Origin of the sequence: Pseudomonas orientalis (genome assembly GCF_002934065.1) — a bacterium.
Lineage (GTDB): Bacteria > Pseudomonadota > Gammaproteobacteria > Pseudomonadales > Pseudomonadaceae > Aquipseudomonas > Aquipseudomonas orientalis_A.
The window spans coordinates 628468-650772 of the sequence record NZ_CP018049.1 but is presented as its reverse complement, the minus strand read 5'-3'; the positions used below and the strand labels follow the sequence as shown (position 1 = coordinate 650772).

Below are 22305 nucleotides of genomic sequence, written 5' to 3'. Positions count from 1 at the left end.
CCGCTATCGGGGGCAAGCCCCCTCCCACATTTGGTTTCGGGTGCAGTCAGTTATTTCACAGTCTTGGGCGCCTTGCCTTCTCTCATCTGTTGCAGCAACGGTGCGCACGCATTCGGCTCGCCGCCGCTTGGGGCAACCAGTGCGAGCAACCCGGCCGCAGGACCTGCGATCACACCCAGGGCGACCATGCCCGCGCCGCGCAACGCCAGGGGGATAGCCTTGACGCCGGCATTGGGCTTGATGAACGGCCCGTTCACATACAATGGTGAGCGCAGGGAGAACAGGCGGAAGCCCTTGGACTCCGGCGTGATGGTCAGGTCCAACTGCTCGGTCGCCATATTCGCCGTGCCATCGACGTAGATGATCGCGTTCTCGGTATCGAATACAAACAAGCGGGTGGTCGCCAGGCCGGTCTTGATGCCGAAGTCCGCCGCAGCGCAGTTGATCTTCACTTCCTTGTCGCCAAACAGGCGTCCCACCACGTAGTTGCCGACGTTGAGGCCAGCGATTTCCATCAGGCCACGGCTGATGGCGCCGTCGTTGATCAGCATTTTCAGGTCACCATTGGAGGTGCCCAGCAACGCTGCCACGGAGTTGCCGCGCCCGGCAATATCAGCGTCGCCGTTGAGTTCGCCAAAGCTTGTTTTCATCGGCTCAAAGCTTGGGAACAACTGTTTGAGCTTGAAATTACGCGCCGTGAGTTTCGCGCGCCCTTCCATCGGCGTGGTGCGGCCGTTCAAGCGGATCTGCGCATCGAGCTTGCCGCCGGCCACGCCGAAGCGCAGGGGTTCAAGGCTCAGCTCACCGTCGTTGAGCACCACGTGCGTATAGAGGTCGGTGAACGGCAGCTCGGCGCTGTGCACGATGCGTTTGCCGGTGAATTCCACGTCGGCATCCATCTCGCGCCAGCGCTCGGTGCGGAACTCTTCGACCGGCAGCACCTTGGTCGCCGGTTGCTTGCTTTCACCGCCACGGGCTTTCTGCTTGGCATTGGAGTCGGCGCCAATCAAGGGCGCCAGGTCGTCCATCAGCAGTTGATTGGACACCAGCGCGCCGCTGAGCTTGGGCCGTGGCTGGCTGGCCACGTAGGCCAGGTCGCCGTGGATATCGCTGTTGCCGATCTTGCCGTTGAAGTTTTCATAGCGAAAGGACGCGCCGCTGGCTTCATGCAGCTTGGCGATCAGATGGCCGTCGGTTGAATACGCCGGCGAATCGGGCAACGTTACGCCGGTCAGCGGGTAGAGGTTGCCCAGGCTGGCACCGGCAAGTTTGAGGCGCAGGTCCAGGGCGCCGAGGTTCAGCGGGTCGGTCAGGGTGCCGGCCAGGGCGATGCTGGTGTCAGCGATCTTGACCTGGGCCTGCAGCGGGAACGGCTTGGCCGCGTCCTGCAGCGCGAGCAGGCCGCCGATCTTGCCGGTTCCGGCGAGCGCCTGGCCGTGATACTGGCCCTTGACCTTGAGGCCGAACGCGTAGTCCTGGGGGGCCGAGCCTTTTTCCAGGGCTTTTTTGGCATCCGCGTCGCCGACGATTGCACCGAAGGGGATCGGCTTGCCCAGCGGGTCGATGATCACATCGAGCCGGGTCTTGAGGGTCTGGTCGTCGAGGGTGACGTGGCCTTTGTCGAAGCCGATGGCGCCGATATCCACCACCCAGCTCGAAGGCTCGGCGTCGGGGTCCTTGGGGTCGAACTTGAAGGTCCAGTTGGCGCGGCCGTCCGCCAGGCGCTGCAGGTCGGCGCTCGGTTCGGTGAGGTCGATACGCGGGATCACTACGCGCTGTGCCAGCAACGCCAAGGGCGAAATACGCAACTCGACTTTCTTGAGCGTGACCATCTGCGGTTGCTTGGACCACTCGGGATTGCCCAGGCTCAGGTCTTCGGCAATCACGTGGGGCCAGGGCACCCACGCCCGCCAGCCGCCCTCGTCGGGCTCACGCTGCCACACCACCGCCAGGTTGCCGTTGATGGCGAACGGGCGGTGCAACTCTTCGGAGACCTTGGCATTAAGGGGCGGCTTGATGCGGTTCCAGTCAAAAAACACCAGGACCAATACCGCGATGGCGATTAACAGAACGAAGCTGGCGCAGCACCAGGCGACGATTTTTCGAGTGCGCGTCATTGCACAAAACTCCTGATTACGACTGGCTGGGCAACAGCCTTTGAAACAGCTTATAGGACTACGACTGGCAAAGTGCCCGGGGGTTTAACGCAACGGCCGATTTAGCCGAAAAAAGCGATTTTCCTGATCGATCAGACCGTTTCCGCTCATCAACCACGCACCATTGTTACCCAGGTGCGTGTCGAAAATACCCACTACGGTGCAAAACCGCGTGCTTGAGAGGCGCGAGCTAGAGCCTCCCGGGAGAACAATCAATTCTGTTGATTATTACCATTGTGTTTATGAACTTTTATATCGACTTATCAAGAGTAGCATTAGCCCTGTACCCACTTTATCGCCCTCCCAAGGAGCAACCCTCATGAAACGCCAAGTACTTGCTACCGTCCTGTTATCCGTCCTGGCTTCCAGTGCCTTTGCCCTGCCAGCCGCCGAACAGGCTACTCCACAGAACAAGGCTCAGGCCGTCCAGTCCAGCCAAACCGTGGCTCGTAGCGGTTCGCAAGAAGATGAAAACCGTGACTACGCCAAAGGCGCTGTCGCTGAAAACGGTTCGGAGCAGGCCAACAAACGCGCCTACACCGAAGGCCTGACTGAAGGTGGCAACGACCGCCTGCAGGAAAAAGGTCTGGTGGAAGGCGGTGCTGAGCAAGCCAACGACCGCGCGTACACTCAAGGTATCGCTGAAGGCGGTGCTGATCGTCTGCAAGAACTGCATCAAGCACAGAGCTAAGCCCGTGGTGGCCCAGAAAAAAGCCCGATCTGTCGATCGGGCTTTCGCTTTTATATAGACCGCATCACGCAATGCCCCGCCAAGTTCGACGCCGGCAAAGCGCTTTTGCTAGAGTGCGTCGCTGTACTCGCCGACAAAGCCCATCCGCTCATGCTGCCCCGCGCCGAACAGAAGCAACAGACTCGCCTCGCCTTGATGGACGCTGCCCGCCATCTGATGGAGTGTGGCCGTGGGTTTGGCAGCCTGAGCCTGCGCGAAGTGGCCAAGACAGCGGGCATCGTGCCCACCGGCTTCTATCGCCATTTTGCCGACATGGACCAGCTTGGGCTCGCGTTGGTCAGTGAAGTCGGCCAGACATTTCGCGCCACGATTCGCCTGGTGCGCCACAACGAATTCGTCATGGGCGGAATCATCGATGCGTCCGTGCGGATCTTTCTCGATGTGGTCTCGGCCAACCGTTCCCAATTCCTGTTCCTGGCCCGCGAACAGTACGGCGGTTGCCTGGCCGTGCGCCAAGCCATCGGCGCGCTGCGCGAAGACATCACCCGCGACCTGGCGGCCGACCTTACGCTGATGCCCAAACTGCAGCACCTGGACGCCGACGGTTTGCACGTGATGGCCGATCTGATCGTCAAAAGTGTGTTCGCCACCCTGCCAGACATCATCGACCCTCCCGCCCAGGCCTTGCCTGCCCACCTCACGCCCCAGGCGAAGATCACCCAGCAATTGCGCTTTATCTTTATCGGCCTCAAGCATTGGCAAGGCCTGGGCAGCACCGAGTAATACGATCAGCCGGCCTTGTGAAAGCGCTTGGCGGTGGTGTAGTTCCTGTTCCAGTAGCTATTGCTCAAAGAATCGATACGCACGTTCTTGCCGGTACGCGGTGAATGGATGAATTTGCCATCGCCGATATACAGCCCGACGTGACTCACCCGCCCCTGCCCATTGCCTTTGAAAAAGACCGCGTCGCCCGGCTTCAACGCCGTGCGCTTGATGGTCGCGGCCGTTGAACGGTGCATCGCAGCCGTGGTGCGCGGCAGCTGAATATTGGCTTGGGTCTTGAACAGATAGACCAGGAAGCTGCTGCAATCGAACCCTTGCTCGGTGGAGGTACCGCCCCACTTGTAGGGTGTACCGAGCAGTTGATGGGCGCGGTCGATCACATTTTCGACCGAAGACGGTGCATGGGTGGAAACAAACGTCGGCGGCTGTTGAAGAGTGGCCGAGGCTGAGGAAATAAGACAAGACAGGCTGACAATGACGGAACAGATAAGTGACTTGAACATGATGAACATCGCGACGGATTAAACACGGCGCGAATCTTAAAGAACCACCACGTAAGCTCACGAAGGCCGATTCTCTGGCTCTTGTAGGATTATTCCTTAAAGCCAAAATGACGAATTGTATGAAAGACGTTTCATGCAATTCATCGGCTTACTCCACACAAAATGCCCCTTCCCGGTGCCGAGCGCCGCTCAAGCGCACCAAATTGCAGCACGCTCACCCTTTGCGAATGCCCTGCCGTGTAACGCTCGCGCCCTGCTGACAGGGATTTCCTACGCGCCTGCCGGGTTGGCAAGGCCCTTGCTCTACCACCTTTATAGCCCCTTTATCGTTAATAGCTGGAAACCCTCCGATGCTGGTGATCCACCGCCGAATCGCCCCCCAGGCCCTATGGGCCGCCGAGCTGCTGCTGAACTTCGAAGCCCGCAGCAAAAGCCGCCTGCGCTGTTTCAGTGCCGACGGTGAAGACGTCGGCCTGTTTTTGGAGCGTGGGCAACCGCCGTTGCACGATGGCGAATTCCTGCAAGCCGAGGACGGACGCGTCGTACGTGTCTGCGCGCGCCCTGAACAACTGCTGCATGTCACCTGCCGCAACGCGTTTGAACTGACCCGCGCGGCCTATCACTTGGGCAATCGCCATGTCGCCCTGCAGGTCGGCGATGGCTGGCTGCGCCTGCTCGATGACTATGTGCTCAAGGCCATGCTGGAACAGCTGGGCGCCGATGCGCACCCCATCGAGGCGCCTTTCCAACCCGAGCACGGCGCCTATGGCGGTGGTCATCACCACTCGCGCCATGGTGACGAAGACTTCAATTACGCGCCCAAACTGCATCAGTTCGGCGTGCGTCCATGAACCCGGCCTGGGCGCTGTTGCGCCTGGCCAGTCCGCAATTGCCGATTGGCGGCTACAGCTACTCCCAGGGCCTGGAAATGGCGGTGGAGAACGGCCGCGTCAACGATGCCGCCAGCGCGCGACGCTGGATCAGCGACCAATTGCTGCTCAACCTCGCACGTTTCGAAGCGCCCTTGCTGCTCGCCCACTGCCGCGCCGCCGCGGAACAGGCCTGGCCGCGCCTGTCGCAGTTGTGTGAAGAACACCGTGCCAGCCGCGAAACCCGCGAGCTGTATCAGGAGAGCCGGCAGATGGGCTACTCCCTGCAACAACTGCTCTGTGGTCTGCCGGAATTGGACGCCGACGCCCGTGATTTCCTTGACCAACAGCCTGAACCCCATCTGGCCCTTGGCTGGGCCCTGGCCGCGCGCGCCTGGGCCATCCGCCCCGACGACGCCCTCGCCGCCTGGCTGTGGAGCTGGCTGGAAAACCAGTTGGCCGTGCTGATGAAGACCCTGCCCCTGGGCCAGCAAGCCGCGCAGCGCCTGACCAGCGAACTGCTGCCGCTGTTGCAGCAGGCCCAGTACGAGGCTGGCCGCGTCGAACCCGATCACCTTGGCAGCGCCGCGTTTGGCCTGTCTTTGGCGTGCATGGCGCACGAGCGCCAGTACAGCCGCCTGTTCCGTTCCTGAGGCTTTTTTGGAGAACCCACCATGAACACACAACCCCTGCGCGTCGGCATCGGCGGCCCGGTCGGCTCCGGCAAGACCGCCCTGACCCTGGCCCTGTGCCTGGCGCTGCGCGAGCGCTACAACCTGGCGGTGGTCACCAATGATATCTACACCCGTGAAGACGCCGACTTTCTGGTGCGCAACCAGGCCCTGGCGCCGGAACGTATCATCGGCGTGGAAACCGGCGGCTGCCCGCACACGGCGATCCGCGAAGATGCCTCGATCAATCTGGAGGCGGTGGACCAGCTTAACCGCCGGTTTCCAGGCCTTGACCTGATTCTGGTGGAGTCCGGCGGCGACAACCTGTCGGCGACGTTCAGCCCCGAGCTGTCGGACCTCACCATCTACGTGATCGATGTGTCCGCCGGCGACAAGCTGCCGCGCAAGGGCGGGCCCGGTATTTGCAAATCCGACCTGCTGGTGATCAACAAGATCGACCTCGCGCCGCTCGTGGGTGCCTCGCTGGAATTGATGAACAGCGACACCCAACGCATGCGCAATGGCAAACCCTTTGTGTTCAGCAATCAGAAAACCGGCGTCGGCCTGGATGAAATCGTCGCCTTTATCGAACGTCAAGGCCTGCTGACCGCTGCCTGACCCCCTACGGAGCCTGTTTATGAACCTCAACAAACTGTTCGCCACCGCCGCGCTGCTGCTGGCCCCCGCCCTCGCCTTCGCTCACCCGGGCCACGGCGACAATGGCCTGGTCGCCGGTATCAGCCACCCCCTGGGCGGGCTCGACCACCTGCTGGCCATGGTTGCGGTCGGCCTGTGGGCGGCGCAGCAAAAAGGCAACGCACGCTGGGCGCTGCCGTGTGCCTTCGTCGGCACCATGTTGATCGGTGGCATGCTCGGTTTTGAAGGCCTGCAACTGCCGGCACTGGAAAGCGGGATCGCCGCATCGGTGCTGGCGCTGGGCCTGGCGGTAGCGCTGGCAGTGCGGCCACCGCTGTGGGTGGCGGTGGGGGCAACGGCGTTGTTTGCGTTGTTCCATGGCGTGGCCCATGGCCTGGAACTGCCGGACATGTCCAGCCCCTGGGCGTACGCGGCAGGGTTTGTCGGCGCGACGGCTGCGTTGCATGCGGCGGGTTACGCGGTGGTGCGTTTTCTGCCTGCGGCGGCGGCACCGTTGGTGCGGGTGGCGGGGGCGGCTTCGGCGGCGACCGGGGTTTGGTTGTTGGCGGGCTGAACTTCAGCGTTGCTGAAGGCCTCATCGGGGCATAGGTATCTATACAGCTTTGATATGACACCGACATGTGGCGAAAGAGCTAGCTCCCGATAGCGGCCTCTGGGCCGACCAGGATGTTGGTGTCAATCCCGGTCCAAATGTGGGAGGGGGCTTGCCCCCGATGGCGGCCTCAGGGCCGACCTGGATGTTGGATCAGACCGAGTACATATCCGTTTCTGCGGTAACGGCTGCTAATGGTTCCGCCCTTACGGCGGCTCACTTTTGAAAAGCGCAAAAGTAAGCAAAACGCTCTTGCCCCACCACTCGGCACCTCGCCTAGGCTCGGTGTGCCCGAACGCAGGCTTGAATCCGTGGGCCGCCGCAATGGGCCATCCCTGGCCCAGTGCGGCTAACCCGGCGTCCTGCCGGGTTGCCCACGGATTCAAGCCTGCGTTCGGCCAGCGTGGTTTAACGGGGCGCCTAAGATCAAAAGCAGATCAAGATCAAGAGCGGCTCGCTTCGCATCGTGGTTACGGTTGGGCGCTGCTGAGTTGTGTAGATACCTATGCTCATCGGGGGCAAGCCCCCTCCCACATTTGACTGTATTCACAAATCAAAGGTGGGAGGGGGCTTGCCCCCGATAGCGGCGCCACAGACACCACAGTTCCCAAGCCTGATAACATGCGCGCCACACCCCTGCCGTGACGACGCCAGCCAATGCCCATCGCTTCTCCACCCGCTTTGAATTCCGTGCTCACGCACTTCCATGACCTGATCGTGCCGCTGTGGCAGGGCCCGGGCTGGAATGCCGACCTGGCACTACCGTTTGAGGCGCTGGACGCCGAGCATCAGCCACTGCCCCCGCAACGCTACCGCGCCATGGCCTGCGCCCGCCAGTTGTACCTGTTTGCCAGCCTGATCGGCGAGCCCGGCACGGACTTCGCGCAAGCGCGTGCGGCGCAGTTGTTCCGTTCCCTGCAACAGCATTTCCACGACGCCGAACACGGCGGCTGGTTCTACAGCATCGACCCGGCCGGGCAGCCACTGGACAAACGCAAAGACCTCTACACCCACGCCTTCATCATCTTTGCCTGCGCCCAATACTGGGCCAAGGTACGTGAACCCTTGGTGGAGTCGGTGCTCAACGCCGCGCTGGAAGTGGTCGCCCAACGCTTCGCCACCGGTGACGGCCTGTACGAAGCGGTGCTGGACCGCAACTGGGCCTCGCTCAAGTCCGGCCCGTTGCAAAACCCGTTGATGCACCTGGCCGAAGGCTTCCTTGCCACCCTCGCGGTGCGTGAGGACGCCGAGGTACAAACGGCCCTGCTGGCATTGGCGACGGCCATGCAGCAACGCTTCATCGACCGCGAGCATGGCGTGATGCTGGAAAAACCGCTGGGTGCTGTGGATAACTGGTTTGAACCGGGGCACCAGTTCGAATGGTTCTTTTTGCTCGAGTCCTCGCCCGTACTGCGCGGCACACCGCTGCATGCGTCGCTGACACGGGCGTTCGCCTATGCCGAACACACCGGTGTGGATAAGTTGAGCGGTGCGGTCAGTGGCATGCTTTCAGTGGATGGCACGGTGCGCGACGGCACCCAGCGTATCTGGGCCCAGGCCGAGTACCTGCGGGCATTGACCTTGCGCCCCGGCAGCGAGGCGGTGCTGCAGCGTCAATTGCTGGCGCTGCAAGAGCATTTCCTGCATGAGAAGGGCTGGCATGAATGCCTGGATGCCGAGGGTCAGGTGAGCCGGCGGGATATGCCTTCTACCACGCCTTATCATTTGGCGACTTGCTATCAGGGTCTGATCCAGTATTTGAGCTGATCTTCAGGCCCTCATCGGGGGCAAGCCCCCTCCCACATTTGACTGTATTCACAAATCAAAGGTGGGAGGGGGCTTGCCCCCGATAGCCTCACCTCGGTCTAACTGACCTCACGCAATCCACTTGCGATCCCCGGTAAAACTGATCGTCAACCAACGCGCCGCATCCGGCGTGCCCAGCGCTGTGGATATCTCTTCGCGCAACCCGTCGAGGGTCGCGACCTTATCCACCGGGTAATCGGCCGGCAACACCACATGAATTTCAATGAATCGTGCCCGCCCGTGCTTCTGCACGTAGGACACGTAGTCATCGAAGCCATGCCTGGCCTGCGCCGCGTCCATCACGTCGCGCACGGTGTCGTCCAAGTGATCCGGGGCAATCCCCAGCACCTCACGCAAGGCCGGGCGCAGGATCTTGAACGCCGGCGCCAGCATGCTCAGGGCCAGCAGAATCAGGATCAGCGGGTCGACGTACACCGCCCACTCGCCATAACCCTGGGATTTGAGCAACAGTGCCGCCAGAAAGCTGATCAGCAAGCCCACCGACAGCATCGCGTCCACCAGCCAACTGATGTTGTCGAACTGGATCAGCGATGACTTGAGCGTGCGATTGCGGTAACGCACATAGAAAAAGTAGGCGAATTCCACGACGGTAAACACCGCCGCATACACGATCACCAGCCCCAACTCGATGTCGCGACCGCCATTGATGATGCCGAACACACCGTTGAGAAACGCATAGATGGCGATCAGCAGCAGAAAGCTGCCTTCGATCAACAGCACCATCGGCTCCAGGTGCCAGTAGCCGAACTGGAAACGCTCGTTGCTTTTCTTGGCGATCAACTTGGCCGTGATCAGCATCAGCACCTTGATGGCGGTGGCGATCAGCGAGAAAAAGCCGTCGAACAGAATGGATTGGGCGCCGGATATCACACCCGTGACAATCCCGGCGATCGCGACGGCGAACATCAGGATGGTCGATTGTTTGAGCAGTGCCTGCTCACCTCGGTTACTCACATTTCCTCCCGTCAAAACCTTTAGACCGCACAGTGCGGAGGGGTTTTCAGGGGTGGAGTGTACCTTATGGCCTGTTTTTGGCCGATTTGACGCCATCGGGGGCAAGCCCCCTCCCACACTTGAATGGATTACAAATCAAAATCTGTGAACCCGATCCAATGTGGGAGGGGGCTCGCCCCCGATGGCAGCGCCTCGGTCTAAAGCCTTACTTGGCCCCACGCTCAATCGCAAACCCAGCCCAGGTCTGGCTCACCGGCATCAGCTCCAGCCGGTTGATATTCACGTGCGCCGGGGTGTTGAGCACCCAGAAGATTGTGTCTGCAATATCCTGCGGCTGGATCGGCTCGGCGCCGGCATAGGTCGCGTCATAGCGCGCCTGATCCCCACCGAAACGCACCAGGGAAAATTCGCTCTCGCACAGGCCCGGCTCGATGTTGGTCACACGCACGCCAGTGCCTTGCAGGTCACAGCGCAGGTTCAGCGAGAATTGCTTTACGAACGCCTTGGAGCCGCCATACACGTGGCTGCCCGGGTAGGGGTAGCTGCCGGCGATGGAACCCAGGTTGATGATCCCGGCGCCACGGCCATGGGCGATCAGGCGCGGCAGCAGCAGGTGGGTGGTGGTCAACAGGCCCTTGATATTGGTGTCGACCATGGTTTCCCAATCGTCGAGGTTGCACTTGGGCGCAGGGTCGGTGCCCACGGCCAGGCCGGCGTTGTTGATCAGCCCGCGCAGCGTGGCGAACGATGGCGGCAGGTTGGCGATGGCCTCCTCCATGCCTTGGCGATCACGCACGTCCACCACCAGGCCATGCACTTCGGTCTGACGGGAGAGCTCTTCGACCAGCGCGTTCAAGCGCTCGGCACGCCGGCCGGTGAGCACCAGTTTCCAGCCGGCCTCGGCAAAACGGCGGGCGCAGGCTTCACCGAAACCTGAAGTGGCGCCAGTAATAAACAGCGTGTCGGACATGGTGTTCTCCTTGCGGGCAACGAAAAAAGTTGCCAGCAGAATGCCCTTACGCCGCCGTTGCGGCAACCGCTATACGCACACCTTCATGCCGGCCTGATCATTTTTTAACCACACCTGGCAGCGCTATATGAATCGCGGCCTGCAGCCATGTACGCGCAGGTTATCCACAACTGCGCCCACAGTCTTTGGGGGCAAGTGCACAGCGCCTCGGGCCACGGTATACAAGGCTTGCAGGTGTTTGCGGAAAGTTTTTTGCTTGACCAGGACGCAGGGCATATGCAGGCAATTTCACTCGATGGGATACGAACGATGGCTACAGGCCAGTCATTCCGGCCTCTGCGGCGGTCTTTCCAGAGTTTAATCACAGACTTATCCACAGGCTGAACTGACTTGTTTCGGTCATATACCTGTGTCTTTAAACAGGTTGACAAAACCCTCGGATGGCCGTGAAAAAGCCCCTGATCAAAAAACAAACACAAGCCTGCAGGCCACGTATTCAAAGGCTTGCAGCCAGGTACTCCCACGTTACCCACAGCCGGTTCCACAGTGGATGGGGACAAGTCAAAACTGTGACAAAACAGGGATTTGCGGCGGCTATATGTCGCGCTTTGGAGGAGGGCTGGAATTGTTTTCCACAATTTCAAAAGCCACTCGAAATCAAATGTGGGAGGGGGCTTGCCCCCGATGGCGGTGGGTCAGTGTCAGATGTGCTGACTGACGAATCGCTATCGGGGGCAAGCCCCCTCCCACAGGGTATTGCGCAGTCAGTGACCGCCGAGGTAGGCGTTGCGCACTTCCTCGTTCACCAGCAATTCCTTGCCGGTCCCCGTCAGGCGAATTTCACCGTTGACCATCACGTACGCCCGGTCCGACAAGCGCAGGGCGTGGTTGGCGTTCTGCTCCACCAGGAAGATGGTCATCCCGGTGGATGCCAGCTCGCGCAGGGTGGAAAAGATCTGCTTCACCACAATCGGTGCCAGGCCCAGGCTCGGTTCATCGAGCAGCAACAGCTTGGGCCGACTCATCAGCGCGCGGGCGATGGCGAGCATTTGTTGCTCGCCGCCGGACATGGTCATCGCCCGCTGGTTGCGCCGCTCCTTGAGCCGTGGGAACAGCTCGAACATGCGCTGCATATCCTCACCGGCGAACTTGTCGCCAATGGGGATGGTGCCCATCAGCAGGTTTTCCTCGACGGTCATGTCGGGGAATACCCGTCGCCCTTCCGGCGACTGCGCGATGCCGTTGGAGGCAATGTAGTGGGACGACTTGTGGGTGATGTCCACGCCGTTATAGAGAATCTGCCCCGACTCGGCCCGTGGCTGTCCGAAGATCGACATCAGCAGCGTGGATTTGCCCGCGCCGTTGGAGCCGATCAGGCTGACGGTTTCGCCCTCGTTGATATGCAACGAGACTTTTTTCAGGGCCTGGATCGGGCCGTAGAACACGTCCAGGTCCTTCATTTCGAGGATAGGCCCGCTCATACCAGCTCCTCTTCGTCCGCGCCCAGGTAGGCGGCAATCACTTTCGGGTCGTTGCGGATCGCGTCCGGCCCGCCTTCGGCGATCACGTTGCCGTGGTCCAGCACCACGATGTGGTCGGAAATACTCATCACCATGCCCATGTCGTGTTCGATCAGCACTACCGTGAGGTCGTGCTCGTCGCGCAGCAGGCGAATCATCGCACTGAGGGCTTCGGTTTCCTGGGGGTTGAGGCCCGCTGCCGGTTCGTCCAGGCAGATGATCTGCGGTCGCGTGCACATGGCACGGGCGATTTCCAGGCGGCGCTGCTGGCCGTAGGAAAGCTCGCCAGCAAGACGGTTGGCGCAGTCCACCAGGTCGACCACTTCCAGCCAGTAAAAGGCGTGGTCGAGCGCATCGCTTTCAGCCTTGCGGTAGCCCTTGGTATTGAGGATGCCCGCGAGCATATTGCGGTTGACCCACATGTGCTGGGCCACCAGCAGGTTTTCCAGCACCGACATTTCCTTGAACAGGCGAATGTTCTGGAAGGTCCGCGCCAGGCCCGCGCGGTTCACCAAATGAGTACCACCGAACATCTTGTAGTACACGCGGCTGAGGAAGCTTTTCGGCGACACGAAGTCGGTGGCCTTGAAGCGCTCGCCCAGCAGTTGAATCACATTGGTCTGCTTGCCGCGCACGTTGAGTTCGATCTTGCCGCCGCTGGCCTTGTAGAAGCCGGTGAGGCAGTTGAACACGGTGGTCTTGCCAGCCCCATTGGGGCCGATCAGGGCGAAGATCGAGTTGCGTTTGACCTTGAGGCTTACATCACTCAGGGCCTTGATGCCACCGAAGTGCATCATCAGGTGTTCCACGGAAAGGACGACTTCCTTGCTCATGGCGCTACCCCCTTGCGTGGCGTCACACCGGTTCGGCTGATCCGAATCAGGCCGCGTGGCCGCCAGATCATCATCACCACCATCAACACGCCAAACAACAGCACGCGGTATTCAGAGAAGCTGCGCAGCAGTTCCGGCGCAACGGTCAGCACGAACGCCGCGATGACCACACCGACCGTCGAGCCCATGCCGCCCAATACCACGATGGCCAGGATCAACGCCGACTCGAAGAAGGTAAACGACGATGGGTTGACGAAACCCTGGTAGCTGGCGAAAAACACCCCGGCCAAACCTGCGGTGGAGGCACCGATGGTGAATGCCGAGAGCTTGACCAGCACGTGGTTCAGGCCCATGGAGCGGCAGGCGATCTCATCTTCGCGCAAGGCTTCCCAGGCGCGACCGACGGGCATGCGCGTCAGGCGATGCTTGATGTACAGCACGGCCAGCACGACGAGAAACAGCACAATGTAGATGAACATGAACTTGATGTTGGGGTTGTAATCGATGCCGAAGAACTCGTGGAACGGAATCCCGCCATCCTTCGCGCGCTTGCCGAACTCCAGGCCCAGGAACGTCGGCGAAGGCACCGGCATACCGTTCGGCCCGCCGGTAAACGACAGCCAGTTGTTCAGCACCAGGCGGATGATTTCACCAAAGCCCAGGGTCACGATGGCGAGGTAGTCCCCGTGCATTCGCAGCACCGGGAATCCGAGTATGCACCCCGCCAAAGCCGCCGCGATCGCCGCCAGTGGCAGCACGCTCCAGAAGCCCAGGCCGAGGTATTGATAACCCAGCGCCAGGCCGTAGGCACCGATGGCGTAGAACGCCACGTAACCCAGGTCGAGCAGACCGGCCAGGCCCACCACGATGTTCAGCCCCAGGCCGAGCAACACGTAGATCAACCCGAGGATCACCACGGTCAGCAGGTACTTGTTGGCGAAAATCGGGAACACAATGGCGATCACGATCAGTGCCGGAATGATCCAGCGCAGCCGCGACTTGTAGTCCGGCGGCAGCACATGCACGCCCGAGCCGCTGCTTTCGAAGCCCTGCAGGATCTTCACGCCCCTGGGGGTTTGCAGAAACAGGCTCAAGGCAAAGCGCCCGGCCATTACAATGGCGACCAACGTGGCAACCCGCGCAGGCTCCAGGTTGAAGCTGTAGCCGTCGAGCACCACGCCTACGATCGGGCCGAACACGATCAGCGAAATCAGCCCGGCGAGGACCGTATCGACCACGCTTTTCTTGATATCAATGGATTTGGCAGCAGACATGTTTACACCTTCGCCACAAGTGGGCGACCAAGCAGGCCCTGGGGACGGAAAATCAGAATCACCACCAGCAGGGAGAAACTGAACACGTCTTTGTAGTCAGAGTTGATCAACCCCGCGAACAACGACTCGGAGATACCGAGGATGATCCCGCCCAGCATCGCCCCAGGCAGGGAGCCGATGCCGCCGAGCACCGCTGCGGTAAACGCCTTGATGCCGATGATGAAGCCGGCATAGAAGTCGAAGGTGCCGTAATTGAGGGTGATCAGCACGCCGGCCAGGGCAGCCATGGCGGCGCCGATGACAAATACGTAGGAGATTACGCGGTCGGTGTTGATGCCCAGGATCGAGGCCATCTTGCGGTCTTGCTGGGTGGCCCGGCACATGCGACCCAGCTTGGTGTATTTGATGATGTAGGTGAGCAACGCCATGCCGGCGAATGCCGCCACGAGGATGAACACTTTGGTGTAGGTCAGTTGCACGAAACCGGTGCCGATATCGACACGCCACGCGCCGGCCAGCAGCGTCGGGATGCCTTGTTGCTTGGCGCCCTGAGCGATCTGTGCGTAGTTCTGCAGGATCAGGGAGATGCCGATGGCGCTGATCAGCGGTGCCAGTCGCGTGGAGTTGCGCAACGGTTTATAGGCGACACGCTCGATGACCCAACCGTACACGCCGGTGACGACCACGGTGAAGATCAGGGTGCCGAGAATGAGCAGCGGGAAGGATTCGATGCCGAAGTATGCCAGCAGTGCCAGACTGATCGCCGCGAGGTAAGCGGAAATCATATAAACCTCGCCGTGGGCGAAGTTGATCATGCCAATGATGCCATAGACCATTGTGTAGCCGATGGCGATCAGGCCATAGACCGACCCGAGGGTCAGGCCGTTGACCAGTTGCTGCAGGAAAATACCATCCATAACGCAATCTCACGCGGTGAGCACCTGCACACCACAGGGGTGTGCGGCGCTTCTGGAGGAAAAAACAGCTACCCATAACCACACTGTTCCAATGTGGGAGGGGGCTTGCCCCCGATGCGGTGTATCAGTCAACAAATGTGCAGCTGACCCACCGCCATCGGGGGCAAGCCCCCTCCCCCAGGGATTACTTCTGTTTTTCCAGCTGGTGGTATTTGCCGTCTTTATCCCACTGGTAAACCACGTAGTCGGAGATTTTCAGATCGCCCTTGGCATCCCAGGCTTTTTCGCCCATGACGGTTTTAACCGGGTTGGCCTTGAGCCACTTGGCAGCATCCTCGCCCTTGTTGGACTTGGCACCGTTGAAACCGGCGGCCAGGGCCTGGATCGAGGCGTAGGCATACAGGGTGTAGCCTTCCGGCTCGTACCCGCTTTTACGGAAGGCATCCACCACCGCCTTGCTGTCTGGCAACAGACGCGGGTCAGCACCGAAGGTCATGTAGACGCCATCCACGTACTGGTTGCCACCGGCGGTTTTCGCCAGCTCATCGGTCACTACGCCGTCATCGGACATGAACGCGGCCTTGAGGCCCGCCTCACGAATCTGGCGAACCAAAGGACCTGCTTCGGGATGCAGACCACCGAAGTACACAACATCGGCGTCGATGGAACGGATCTTGGTCACCAGCGCGCTGAAGTCTTTCTCGCCACGGGTCAGGCCCTCTTCCAGCACCGGCTTGACGCCGCGCTTGGTCAACTGCGCAGCGGTGGCGTCAGCCAGGCCTTTGCCGTAGGTGTCCTTGTCGTTGATCACTGCGACTTTCTTGCCCTTGAGCACGTCGACAATGTAGTCGCCGGCGACGATGCCCTGCTGGTCGTCACGCCCGCACATGCGGAACATGGCGCCCAGGCCGCGTTCGGTGACCTGTGGGTTGGTGGAGCCTGGGGTGATGGCGATGATGCCCGCTTCGTCGTAGACCTCGGATGCCGGGATGGTATTGGACGAGCAGAAGTGCCCGACCACGCCGATCACTTTATCCTGGTCCGCCAGGCGGTTGGCCACGGCCACGGCTTGTTTTGGCTCGCAGGCGTCATCGCCGGCCACCAGCTTGATCTGCTCGCCGTTAATGCCACCGGCCTTGTTGATAACGTCAGCTGCCGCCTGGGCACCCTTCATGTACTGCTCACCGAAAGCGGCGTTGGCGCCCGTCATCGGGCCTGCCACACCAATTTTCACATCAGCTTGAACAAACGTAGAAACACCCAGCGCCGCTGCAACGGCGAGGGCCAGAAAACCTTTCTTGTAAAACGTCTGGGACATGAGTGGTGCTCCGATATTTTTGATTTTTGGCACGACAACTTGCATTCAAACCTTTCACTGAAAGCTCAGAGCAAGCCGCGTGCCATTACTTTTTTATTCTTCAAAAAGACACGGTGTCATTGTTATTGCACGCGTTTCGCGTCCCCCCGCCAGGACGTGCAACCGTCTAGCCTCGACAGGTGCAACCAGCAAGCCAAAAAAGTGCAACCTTGAACGGTGGCACCTGCAACCGAAGGGATAAACGACAGCTCCAGGCGCTGTAACCCCGTGCGTAACGGAACTGCACATTTACAGTGCGTGATTGCTACGACTTGCACCAATACAGATGGGTAGCCGGCTAAGAAAATACCGGCTAACGAGCGCTGTTACGCGGGTCAGACCACGATCCGCAGGCATTGCCCCGCGTGGTACAGCGAGAACCCCGCTTCATAGAGGCAACTGCGCAGGCCCGCGCCCGCAAGGGGTTGCATCGGTGCGAAGGGAATCGGCAGCGACTGGGGATTGTGGTGACACAAATAGTCGGCAAACGCCTTGCCGACCACGCTGCCGGTGGTCACGCCGCGCCCGTTGTAGCCGGTGACCGCCACCAGCCCGGGCGCCGGCTCGAACAAACGCATCAGGTGATCGGGGGTAAACGCGATGCAGCCGGTCCAGGTGTATTCCCACTGCACCGATTTGAGATAGGGGAAGTAATGCTGCTGCACCCGATCGGCCCACGCCTTGAGGAACCAGGCCGGTTTCTGGTTACCGTTGCCCAGGCTACCGAGCAACAGACGACCATCGGCGTCGCGGCGAATGCTGCTCAGCACCTGGCGCGTGTCCCATGAACCCTGGCCGCCAGGCAGGATGCGCCCGGCGGCGTCATCGGTGAGCGGCGCCGACGCCACCTGATAGTAGTAACCGGGGAAGAAATTACGCCGCAGTTCGGTCCATTCACCTTCGGTATAGGCATTGGAGGCGATCACCACCTGGGCGGCCTGCACCGCGCCCTGGACGGTCTGCACAGACCAGACTGCACCCTGGCGCTCAAGCCGGGTGACGGGGGAATGATCGAACAACTGCCCGCCCAACCCGACGGCCGCATTCGCCAGACCGCTGGTGTAGGCCATCGGGTTCAAGGTGCCGGCGCGGCGGTCCAGCAACGCGGCGGCGATTTTCGTGGTGCCGGTGGCCTGCTCGCAGGCCTGCCCGGTGAGCAACTCGACCGGCGCGCCACGGCGCTTCCATTGTTCTTCACGACTGCGCAGATCCGCCTCGCCACGGGCGTTATGCGCCATGTGCAGGGTGCCCTCGCGACGCAACTGGCAATCGATGTTGTACTTGTCGATCAGGCCGAACACCAGCGCCGGTGCTGCGCCCAGCATGCGGTTGAGCTGGCTGCCTAACGCTGTGCCGAACCCGGCTTCGATCTCGTCCGGCGGGATCCACATACCGGCGTTCACCAGCCCGACGTTGCGCCCCGAACCGCCGTGGCCGGTGCGATGGGCCTCCAGCACCGCAACGCTTTTACCCTGTTCCAGCAAATGAATGGCGGCTGACAAACCGGTGATGCCGGCGCCGATCACGCACACATCCACCTTGACCTCGCCGTTGAGCGCGGCGCGATCCGGCCGGTTGGGGGTGAGGTGTTCCCACAAGCATGTATCGCGTAAAGGCATTGCCAGACTCCGTAGAGGACCTAACAAACAGCTATTTTCAGTTGTGAACCCAATCAACTGTGGGAGGGGGCTTGCCCCCGATAGCAGTGTGTCAGTCAACATATATGCAACTGACCCACCGCAATCGGGGGCAAGCCCCCTCCCACATGGACTCAGTCGAACGTAATGCCCTGCGCCAACGGCAACTCCAGCGAATAGTTCACGGTGTTAGTCTGCCGACGCATATACCCGCGCCACGCATCCGAGCCCGACTCACGCCCACCACCGGTCTCCTTCTCACCGCCAAAGGCGCCACCGATTTCCGCACCGCTCGGGCCGATATTGACGTTGGCAATGCCGCAGTCACTGCCCACCGCCGACATGAACTGCTCGGCTTCGCGCACATCGGTGGTGAAGATGCACGACGACAAGCCTTGTGGCACCGCGTTGTTCAGGCGCAGGGCCTCGGCGAAGTCGGTGTAGCCAATCACGTACAGAATCGGCGCAAAGGTTTCGGTGCACACCACGTCGCTCTGCTCGGGCATTTCCACAATCGCCGGCGCCACGTAGTAAGCGTTGGGGAACTGGTCCTGCAACTGGCGCTTGCCGCCGAACACCTTGCCGCCCTCGCTCAAGGCCTGCTCCAGGGCATCTTGCATGTTGTCGAAGCCATGCTTGTCGATCAGCGGGCCGATCAGGTTGCCTTCCAGCGGGTGGCCGATGCGCACCTTGGCGTAGGCAGCCTTGAGGCGGGTAACGATTTCTGCCTTGACCGACTCATGGGCGATCAGCCGGCGCAGGGTGGTGCAACGTTGGCCGGCGGTGCCGACGGCGCTGAACAGGATCGCACGCACGGCCATGTCCAGATCGGCGCTTGGGCCGAGGATCATCGCGTTGTTGCCGCCCAGTTCCAGAATGCTGCGGGCAAACCGTGCGGCGACTTTCGGCGCCACTTCGCGGCCCATGCGGGTACTGCCGGTGGCGCTGATCAGCGCCACACGCGGGTCATCCACCAGCGCTGCACCGGCATCGCGGCCGCCGATGATCACTTGGCTGAGGTACTGCGGCGCATCCTTGAAATTCTTCAACACACGCTCGAACAGCGCCTGGCAGGCCAGCGCGGTGAGCGGGGTTTTTTCCGACGGTTTCCAGATCACCGCATTGCCGCACACCAGCGCCAGGGTGGTATTCCACGCCCACACCGCGACCGGGAAATTGAACGCGCTGATCACGCCGACCACGCCCAGCGGGTGCCAGGTTTCACGCATATGGTGACCGGGACGCTCGGAGGCGATGGTCAAACCGTACAACTGGCGAGACAAACCGACGGCGAAGTCGCAGATGTCGATCATCTCCTGGACTTCCCCCAGGCCTTCCTGGGTGATCTTGCCGGCTTCCCAGGAGACCAGCTCGCCCAGGTCGGCCTTGTACTCGCGCAACACGTCGCCGAACTGGCGCACCAGCTCGCCGCGACGCGGGGCCGGTACTTTGCGCCAGGCGTCGAATGCATGCTCGGCGCGACTGACCTGCTGCTCCACCTCGGCGGCCCCTTCCCAGTTCACGGCGCCGATGCGGCTGCCATCGATCGGCGAATGCACAGGCTGTGTACCCGCCTGGTACAGCGCCGGGTTTACGCCTAGACGGTCAAGCAATGCAGCAACCATGGGTCACTCCTTCTAATCTGCAAACACAAAATTGCGCCGCCGCAGACGCGGCGATCCAGGCCTCATTTGTAGCTGGCCCAAGACTTGCCAACAAACGACGATTAGGCGAGATATCATTCCGTTTATTCATGCGAAGAATAAAAAGAGGCATGCCGTGCTGAACAAAAGACATTTGCCCTCGATCACCGCCCTGCAGTGTTTCGAAGCCGCCACGCGCCACCTGAGCTTTACCCGCGCCGCCGAGGAACTGAACCTCACGCAAAGCGCGGTGAGCAAACAGGTGGCGCAGTTGGAAGAGCTGCTGCAACACCTGCTGTTTCGCCGCGTGCGGCGCCGCTTGCAGATGACGCCGGCAGGCGACCTGTACCTGGTGGAAGTACGCAAGATCCTCTCCCTGGTGGAGATGTCCACCCACTACCTGCGCTCCTACGGCGGCGAAACCGAGGTGCTGCGCGTCTCCACGCCCTACACCTTCGGCGCGCGCTGGCTGGTGCCGCGCCTCAAGGGCTGGCGCCTGCGCCACCCACAGATTCATCTGGACCTGTGCAACGAACAGGAACCGGATGAACTGCTGCAGGGCAAGGCCGACATGGCGTTCTATTTCGGCCAGGGTTCGCGCCCCGGCACCGACAGCGTGAAGTTGTTCAGCGAAGAGCTTGTACCTGTGTGTTCACCCGAGAGCCTGCCTGCAGAGCCGTTCACCGACCTGACCCAGCTGAGCGAACTGGTGCTGTTGCAAAACGCCTCGCGGCCCCAGGGCTGGCATGATTGGTTCGCCAGCCAGGGTTTGCACACCGAGCACAGTTATCACGGGCCGCGCTTCGACACCTTTTATATGTGCATTCGCGCGGCGCAGGTGGGCTGCGGCGTGGCGCTGTTGCCGAGGTTTCTGGTGGAAGAGGAATTGGCCGAGGGTAAGTTGGTGATTGCCTGGCAGCATGGGATGCCGAGCCAGGATGCTTACTACCTCGCCTATCCAGAGCATGCGGCGGAGGTGCCTAAAGTGAGGGAGTTTGTGAAGTGGATGCTGGAGCAGGTTATTTAGTGCCTGAAATATAGCCATCGGGGGCAAGCCCCCTCCCACACTTGGAATGCATTCCAACCTGTGGGAGGGGGCTTGCCCCCGATGAGGCCAGTAGCCACACCCAAAAAAATCACTGGCAATACCCCACAGGTCTATGCGCCACTAGCCCCCTTCCTCAATTGTGCGTAAAGGCCGGCGCCCAGCGTCGACCCGTCTGGAGATTCCCGTTATGAGCGAGAGTGTGTTTGCCGATCGCATCGTGCAGAACCTGCTCGACACCGACTTCTACAAGCTGACCATGATGCAGGCGGTGCTGCACAACTACCCGAACGTGGAAGTTGAATGGGAGTTCCGTTGCCGCAACAGCGAAGACCTGCGCCCGTACCTGGCGGAGATCCGCTACCAGATCGAGCGTCTCGCCGAGTTGAGCCTGAGCCCGGACCAATTGGGCTTCCTGGAACGTATCAGCTTCATGAAGCCGGACTTTTTGCGCTTCCTCGGGCTGTTCCGCTTCAACCTGCGCTATGTGCAGACCGGCATCGAGAACGGCGAGCTGTTTATCCGCCTGCGCGGGCCGTGGCTGCATGTGATCCTGTTTGAAGTGCCAATGCTGGCCATTGTCAGCGAAGTGCGTAACCGCTACCGCTACCAGACCGTGATCCTGGAACAGGCCCGCGAGCAGCTGTACCGCAAGTTCGACTGGCTGACGGCGAATGCCGCCAGCGATGAACTGTCGGAGCTGCAAGTGGCCGACTTCGGCACGCGTCGGCGCTTTTCGTACCGGGTGCAGGAAGAAGTGGTCAGCGTACTCAAGCACGACTTCCCCGGGCGTTTTGTCGGCACGAGCAATGTGCACCTGGCCCGTGAGTTCGACATGAAACCGCTGGGTACCATGGCCCATGAATGGATCATGGCGCACCAGCAACTGGGCCCGCGCCTGATCGACAGCCAGATCGCCGCCCTTGACTGCTGGGTACGCGAGTACCGTGGCCTGCTGGGTATCGCCCTGACCGACTGCATCACCACTGATGCTTTTCTCGGCGACTTCGATCTGTACTTCGCCAAGCTGTTCGACGGCCTGCGCCACGACTCCGGCGACCCGGTGCAGTGGGCGGAAAAAGCCATCGCCCACTACCATAAGCTGGGTATCGAGCCGATGAGCAAGACCCTGGTGTTCTCCGACAGCCTGACGTTGCCCAAGGCCCTGGAGATTTTCCGCGCCCTGCGTGGTCGCATCAATGTGAGCTTTGGCATCGGCACCAACCTGACCTGCGACATTCCAGGGGTGGAACCGATGAGCATCGTGCTTAAAATGACCGCGTGCAATGGCCAGCCCGTCGCCAAGATTTCCGATGAAGCGGGCAAGACCCACTGCACCGACCCGAATTTTGTCGCCTATTTGCGTCACGTTTTCAAAGTACCTGCCCTATCCAGCAAGGAGTGAA

Annotated in this window: 20 protein-coding genes; 9 read left to right on the top strand and 11 right to left on the bottom strand. The window is 61.0% G+C overall.

Going from position 1 to position 22305, the window contains the following annotated elements; translation table 11 throughout:
• Nucleotides 1-50: 50 nt before the first annotated feature.
• Nucleotides 51-2117 (bottom strand): AsmA family protein, encoded by a 2067-nt coding sequence (locus BOP93_RS02780; protein ID WP_104501470.1) that lies wholly within the window; start codon nt 2115-2117, stop codon nt 51-53.
• A 358-nt stretch (nt 2118-2475) separates the two neighbouring features.
• Between BOP93_RS02780 and BOP93_RS02775 the strand changes: the two genes are divergently transcribed.
• Nucleotides 2476-2847 carry a hypothetical protein gene (locus tag BOP93_RS02775; protein WP_104501469.1) on the top strand — a complete coding sequence of 124 codons (372 nt, stop codon included), beginning with the start codon at nt 2476-2478 and terminating at the stop codon, nt 2845-2847.
• 150 nt (nt 2848-2997) lie between these two features.
• The gene (locus BOP93_RS02770) at nt 2998-3630 is read left to right on the top strand and encodes a TetR family transcriptional regulator (RefSeq protein WP_065883368.1); all 633 of its coding nucleotides are present in this window, start codon (nt 2998-3000) and stop codon (nt 3628-3630) included.
• 5 nt (nt 3631-3635) lie between these two features.
• Here the strand turns inward: BOP93_RS02770 and BOP93_RS02765 are convergent, their stop codons facing one another.
• The gene (locus BOP93_RS02765) at nt 3636-4133 is read right to left on the bottom strand and encodes a C40 family peptidase (protein ID WP_104505233.1); all 498 of its coding nucleotides are present in this window, start codon (nt 4131-4133) and stop codon (nt 3636-3638) included.
• A 350-nt stretch (nt 4134-4483) separates the two neighbouring features.
• Between BOP93_RS02765 and ureE the strand changes: the two genes are divergently transcribed.
• From ureE to BOP93_RS02735, 5 genes are all read left to right on the top strand, one after another.
• Nucleotides 4484-4984 carry an urease accessory protein UreE gene (gene ureE / locus BOP93_RS02760; RefSeq protein ID WP_065896742.1) on the top strand — a complete coding sequence of 167 codons (501 nt, stop codon included), beginning with the start codon at nt 4484-4486 and terminating at the stop codon, nt 4982-4984.
• Nucleotides 4981-5655, top strand: coding sequence for an urease accessory protein UreF (locus tag BOP93_RS02755; protein ID WP_104501468.1), 675 nt, complete (start codon nt 4981-4983; stop codon nt 5653-5655). Before ureE ends, BOP93_RS02755 begins: the two co-directional genes overlap by 4 nt.
• Nucleotides 5656-5676: 21 nt before the next feature.
• Complete coding sequence (gene ureG, locus BOP93_RS02750; protein ID WP_057724209.1) at nt 5677-6291, top strand: urease accessory protein UreG; 615 nt, start codon at nt 5677-5679, stop codon at nt 6289-6291.
• 19 nt (nt 6292-6310) lie between these two features.
• The gene (locus tag BOP93_RS02745) at nt 6311-6883 is read left to right on the top strand and encodes a HupE/UreJ family protein (RefSeq protein WP_104501467.1); all 573 of its coding nucleotides are present in this window, start codon (nt 6311-6313) and stop codon (nt 6881-6883) included.
• 696 nt (nt 6884-7579) lie between these two features.
• Entirely contained in the window at nt 7580-8689 is a 1110-nt protein-coding gene (locus tag BOP93_RS02735; RefSeq protein WP_104501466.1) for an AGE family epimerase/isomerase, read from the top strand.
• A 108-nt stretch (nt 8690-8797) separates the two neighbouring features.
• Here the strand turns inward: BOP93_RS02735 and BOP93_RS02730 are convergent, their stop codons facing one another.
• The 9 genes from BOP93_RS02730 to amaB all read right to left on the bottom strand — a co-directional run bounded on the left by BOP93_RS02730 (nt 8798) and on the right by amaB (nt 19836).
• Entirely contained in the window at nt 8798-9703 is a 906-nt protein-coding gene (locus BOP93_RS02730) for a cation diffusion facilitator family transporter (protein WP_104501465.1), read from the bottom strand.
• Between the two features lie 205 nt (nt 9704-9908).
• Nucleotides 9909-10673 (bottom strand): SDR family oxidoreductase, encoded by a 765-nt coding sequence (locus BOP93_RS02725; RefSeq protein WP_104501464.1) that lies wholly within the window; start codon nt 10671-10673, stop codon nt 9909-9911.
• 764 nt (nt 10674-11437) lie between these two features.
• Nucleotides 11438-12154 (bottom strand): ABC transporter ATP-binding protein, encoded by a 717-nt coding sequence (locus BOP93_RS02715; protein WP_057724218.1) that lies wholly within the window; start codon nt 12152-12154, stop codon nt 11438-11440.
• Nucleotides 12151-13026, bottom strand: coding sequence for an ABC transporter ATP-binding protein (locus BOP93_RS02710; protein WP_104501463.1), 876 nt, complete (start codon nt 13024-13026; stop codon nt 12151-12153). Before BOP93_RS02710 ends, BOP93_RS02715 begins: the two co-directional genes overlap by 4 nt.
• Nucleotides 13023-14300 (bottom strand): high-affinity branched-chain amino acid ABC transporter permease LivM, encoded by a 1278-nt coding sequence (gene livM / locus BOP93_RS02705; RefSeq protein WP_104501462.1) that lies wholly within the window; start codon nt 14298-14300, stop codon nt 13023-13025. Before livM ends, BOP93_RS02710 begins: the two co-directional genes overlap by 4 nt.
• Nucleotides 14301-14302: 2 nt before the next feature.
• Nucleotides 14303-15217 (bottom strand): ABC transporter permease subunit, encoded by a 915-nt coding sequence (locus BOP93_RS02700; RefSeq protein ID WP_034125666.1) that lies wholly within the window; start codon nt 15215-15217, stop codon nt 14303-14305.
• Nucleotides 15218-15401: 184 nt separating this feature from the next.
• On the bottom strand, nt 15402-16535 hold the full coding sequence (locus tag BOP93_RS02695) for a branched-chain amino acid ABC transporter substrate-binding protein (protein ID WP_104501461.1): 1134 nt from the start codon (nt 16533-16535) through the stop codon (nt 15402-15404).
• A 374-nt stretch (nt 16536-16909) separates the two neighbouring features.
• On the bottom strand, nt 16910-18193 hold the full coding sequence (gene amaA / locus BOP93_RS02690; RefSeq protein WP_104501460.1) for an L-pipecolate oxidase: 1284 nt from the start codon (nt 18191-18193) through the stop codon (nt 16910-16912).
• A 152-nt stretch (nt 18194-18345) separates the two neighbouring features.
• Nucleotides 18346-19836, bottom strand: coding sequence for an L-piperidine-6-carboxylate dehydrogenase (gene amaB / locus BOP93_RS02685; RefSeq protein ID WP_104501459.1), 1491 nt, complete (start codon nt 19834-19836; stop codon nt 18346-18348).
• A 154-nt stretch (nt 19837-19990) separates the two neighbouring features.
• On the opposite strand from amaB, the gene BOP93_RS02680 reads away from it, so the two are divergent.
• Nucleotides 19991-20881 carry a LysR family transcriptional regulator gene (locus BOP93_RS02680; RefSeq protein WP_104501458.1) on the top strand — a complete coding sequence of 297 codons (891 nt, stop codon included), beginning with the start codon at nt 19991-19993 and terminating at the stop codon, nt 20879-20881.
• A gap of 208 nt (nt 20882-21089) precedes the next feature.
• On the top strand, nt 21090-22304 hold the full coding sequence (gene pncB, locus BOP93_RS02675; RefSeq protein WP_065883346.1) for a nicotinate phosphoribosyltransferase: 1215 nt from the start codon (nt 21090-21092) through the stop codon (nt 22302-22304).
• Nucleotide 22305: the final 1 nt, after the last annotated feature.

What these genes read in the sequence shown, in the direction of transcription:
- ureG (WP_057724209.1), top strand. Translation starts at nt 5,677, where the DNA reads ATGAACACACAACCCCTGCGCGTCGGCATCGGCGGCCCGGTCGGCTCC.
- BOP93_RS02715 (WP_057724218.1), bottom strand. Translation starts at nt 12,154, where the DNA reads ATGAGCGGGCCTATCCTCGAAATGAAGGACCTGGACGTGTTCTACGGC.
- BOP93_RS02710 (WP_104501463.1), bottom strand. Translation starts at nt 13,026, where the DNA reads ATGAGCAAGGAAGTCGTCCTTTCCGTGGAACACCTGATGATGCACTTC.
- BOP93_RS02725 (WP_104501464.1), bottom strand. Translation starts at nt 10,673, where the DNA reads ATGTCCGACACGCTGTTTATTACTGGCGCCACTTCAGGTTTCGGTGAA.
- BOP93_RS02695 (WP_104501461.1), bottom strand. Translation starts at nt 16,535, where the DNA reads ATGTCCCAGACGTTTTACAAGAAAGGTTTTCTGGCCCTCGCCGTTGCA.
- BOP93_RS02735 (WP_104501466.1), top strand. Translation starts at nt 7,580, where the DNA reads ATGCCCATCGCTTCTCCACCCGCTTTGAATTCCGTGCTCACGCACTTC.
- BOP93_RS02765 (WP_104505233.1), bottom strand. Translation starts at nt 4,133, where the DNA reads ATGTTCAAGTCACTTATCTGTTCCGTCATTGTCAGCCTGTCTTGTCTT.
- amaA (WP_104501460.1), bottom strand. Translation starts at nt 18,193, where the DNA reads ATGCCTTTACGCGATACATGCTTGTGGGAACACCTCACCCCCAACCGG.
- ureE (WP_065896742.1), top strand. Translation starts at nt 4,484, where the DNA reads ATGCTGGTGATCCACCGCCGAATCGCCCCCCAGGCCCTATGGGCCGCC.
- amaB (WP_104501459.1), bottom strand. Translation starts at nt 19,836, where the DNA reads ATGGTTGCTGCATTGCTTGACCGTCTAGGCGTAAACCCGGCGCTGTAC.
- BOP93_RS02755 (WP_104501468.1), top strand. Translation starts at nt 4,981, where the DNA reads ATGAACCCGGCCTGGGCGCTGTTGCGCCTGGCCAGTCCGCAATTGCCG.
- BOP93_RS02780 (WP_104501470.1), bottom strand. Translation starts at nt 2,117, where the DNA reads ATGACGCGCACTCGAAAAATCGTCGCCTGGTGCTGCGCCAGCTTCGTT.
- BOP93_RS02770 (WP_065883368.1), top strand. Translation starts at nt 2,998, where the DNA reads ATGCTGCCCCGCGCCGAACAGAAGCAACAGACTCGCCTCGCCTTGATG.
- BOP93_RS02745 (WP_104501467.1), top strand. Translation starts at nt 6,311, where the DNA reads ATGAACCTCAACAAACTGTTCGCCACCGCCGCGCTGCTGCTGGCCCCC.
- BOP93_RS02700 (WP_034125666.1), bottom strand. Translation starts at nt 15,217, where the DNA reads ATGGATGGTATTTTCCTGCAGCAACTGGTCAACGGCCTGACCCTCGGG.
- pncB (WP_065883346.1), top strand. Translation starts at nt 21,090, where the DNA reads ATGAGCGAGAGTGTGTTTGCCGATCGCATCGTGCAGAACCTGCTCGAC.
- livM (WP_104501462.1), bottom strand. Translation starts at nt 14,300, where the DNA reads ATGTCTGCTGCCAAATCCATTGATATCAAGAAAAGCGTGGTCGATACG.
- BOP93_RS02775 (WP_104501469.1), top strand. Translation starts at nt 2,476, where the DNA reads ATGAAACGCCAAGTACTTGCTACCGTCCTGTTATCCGTCCTGGCTTCC.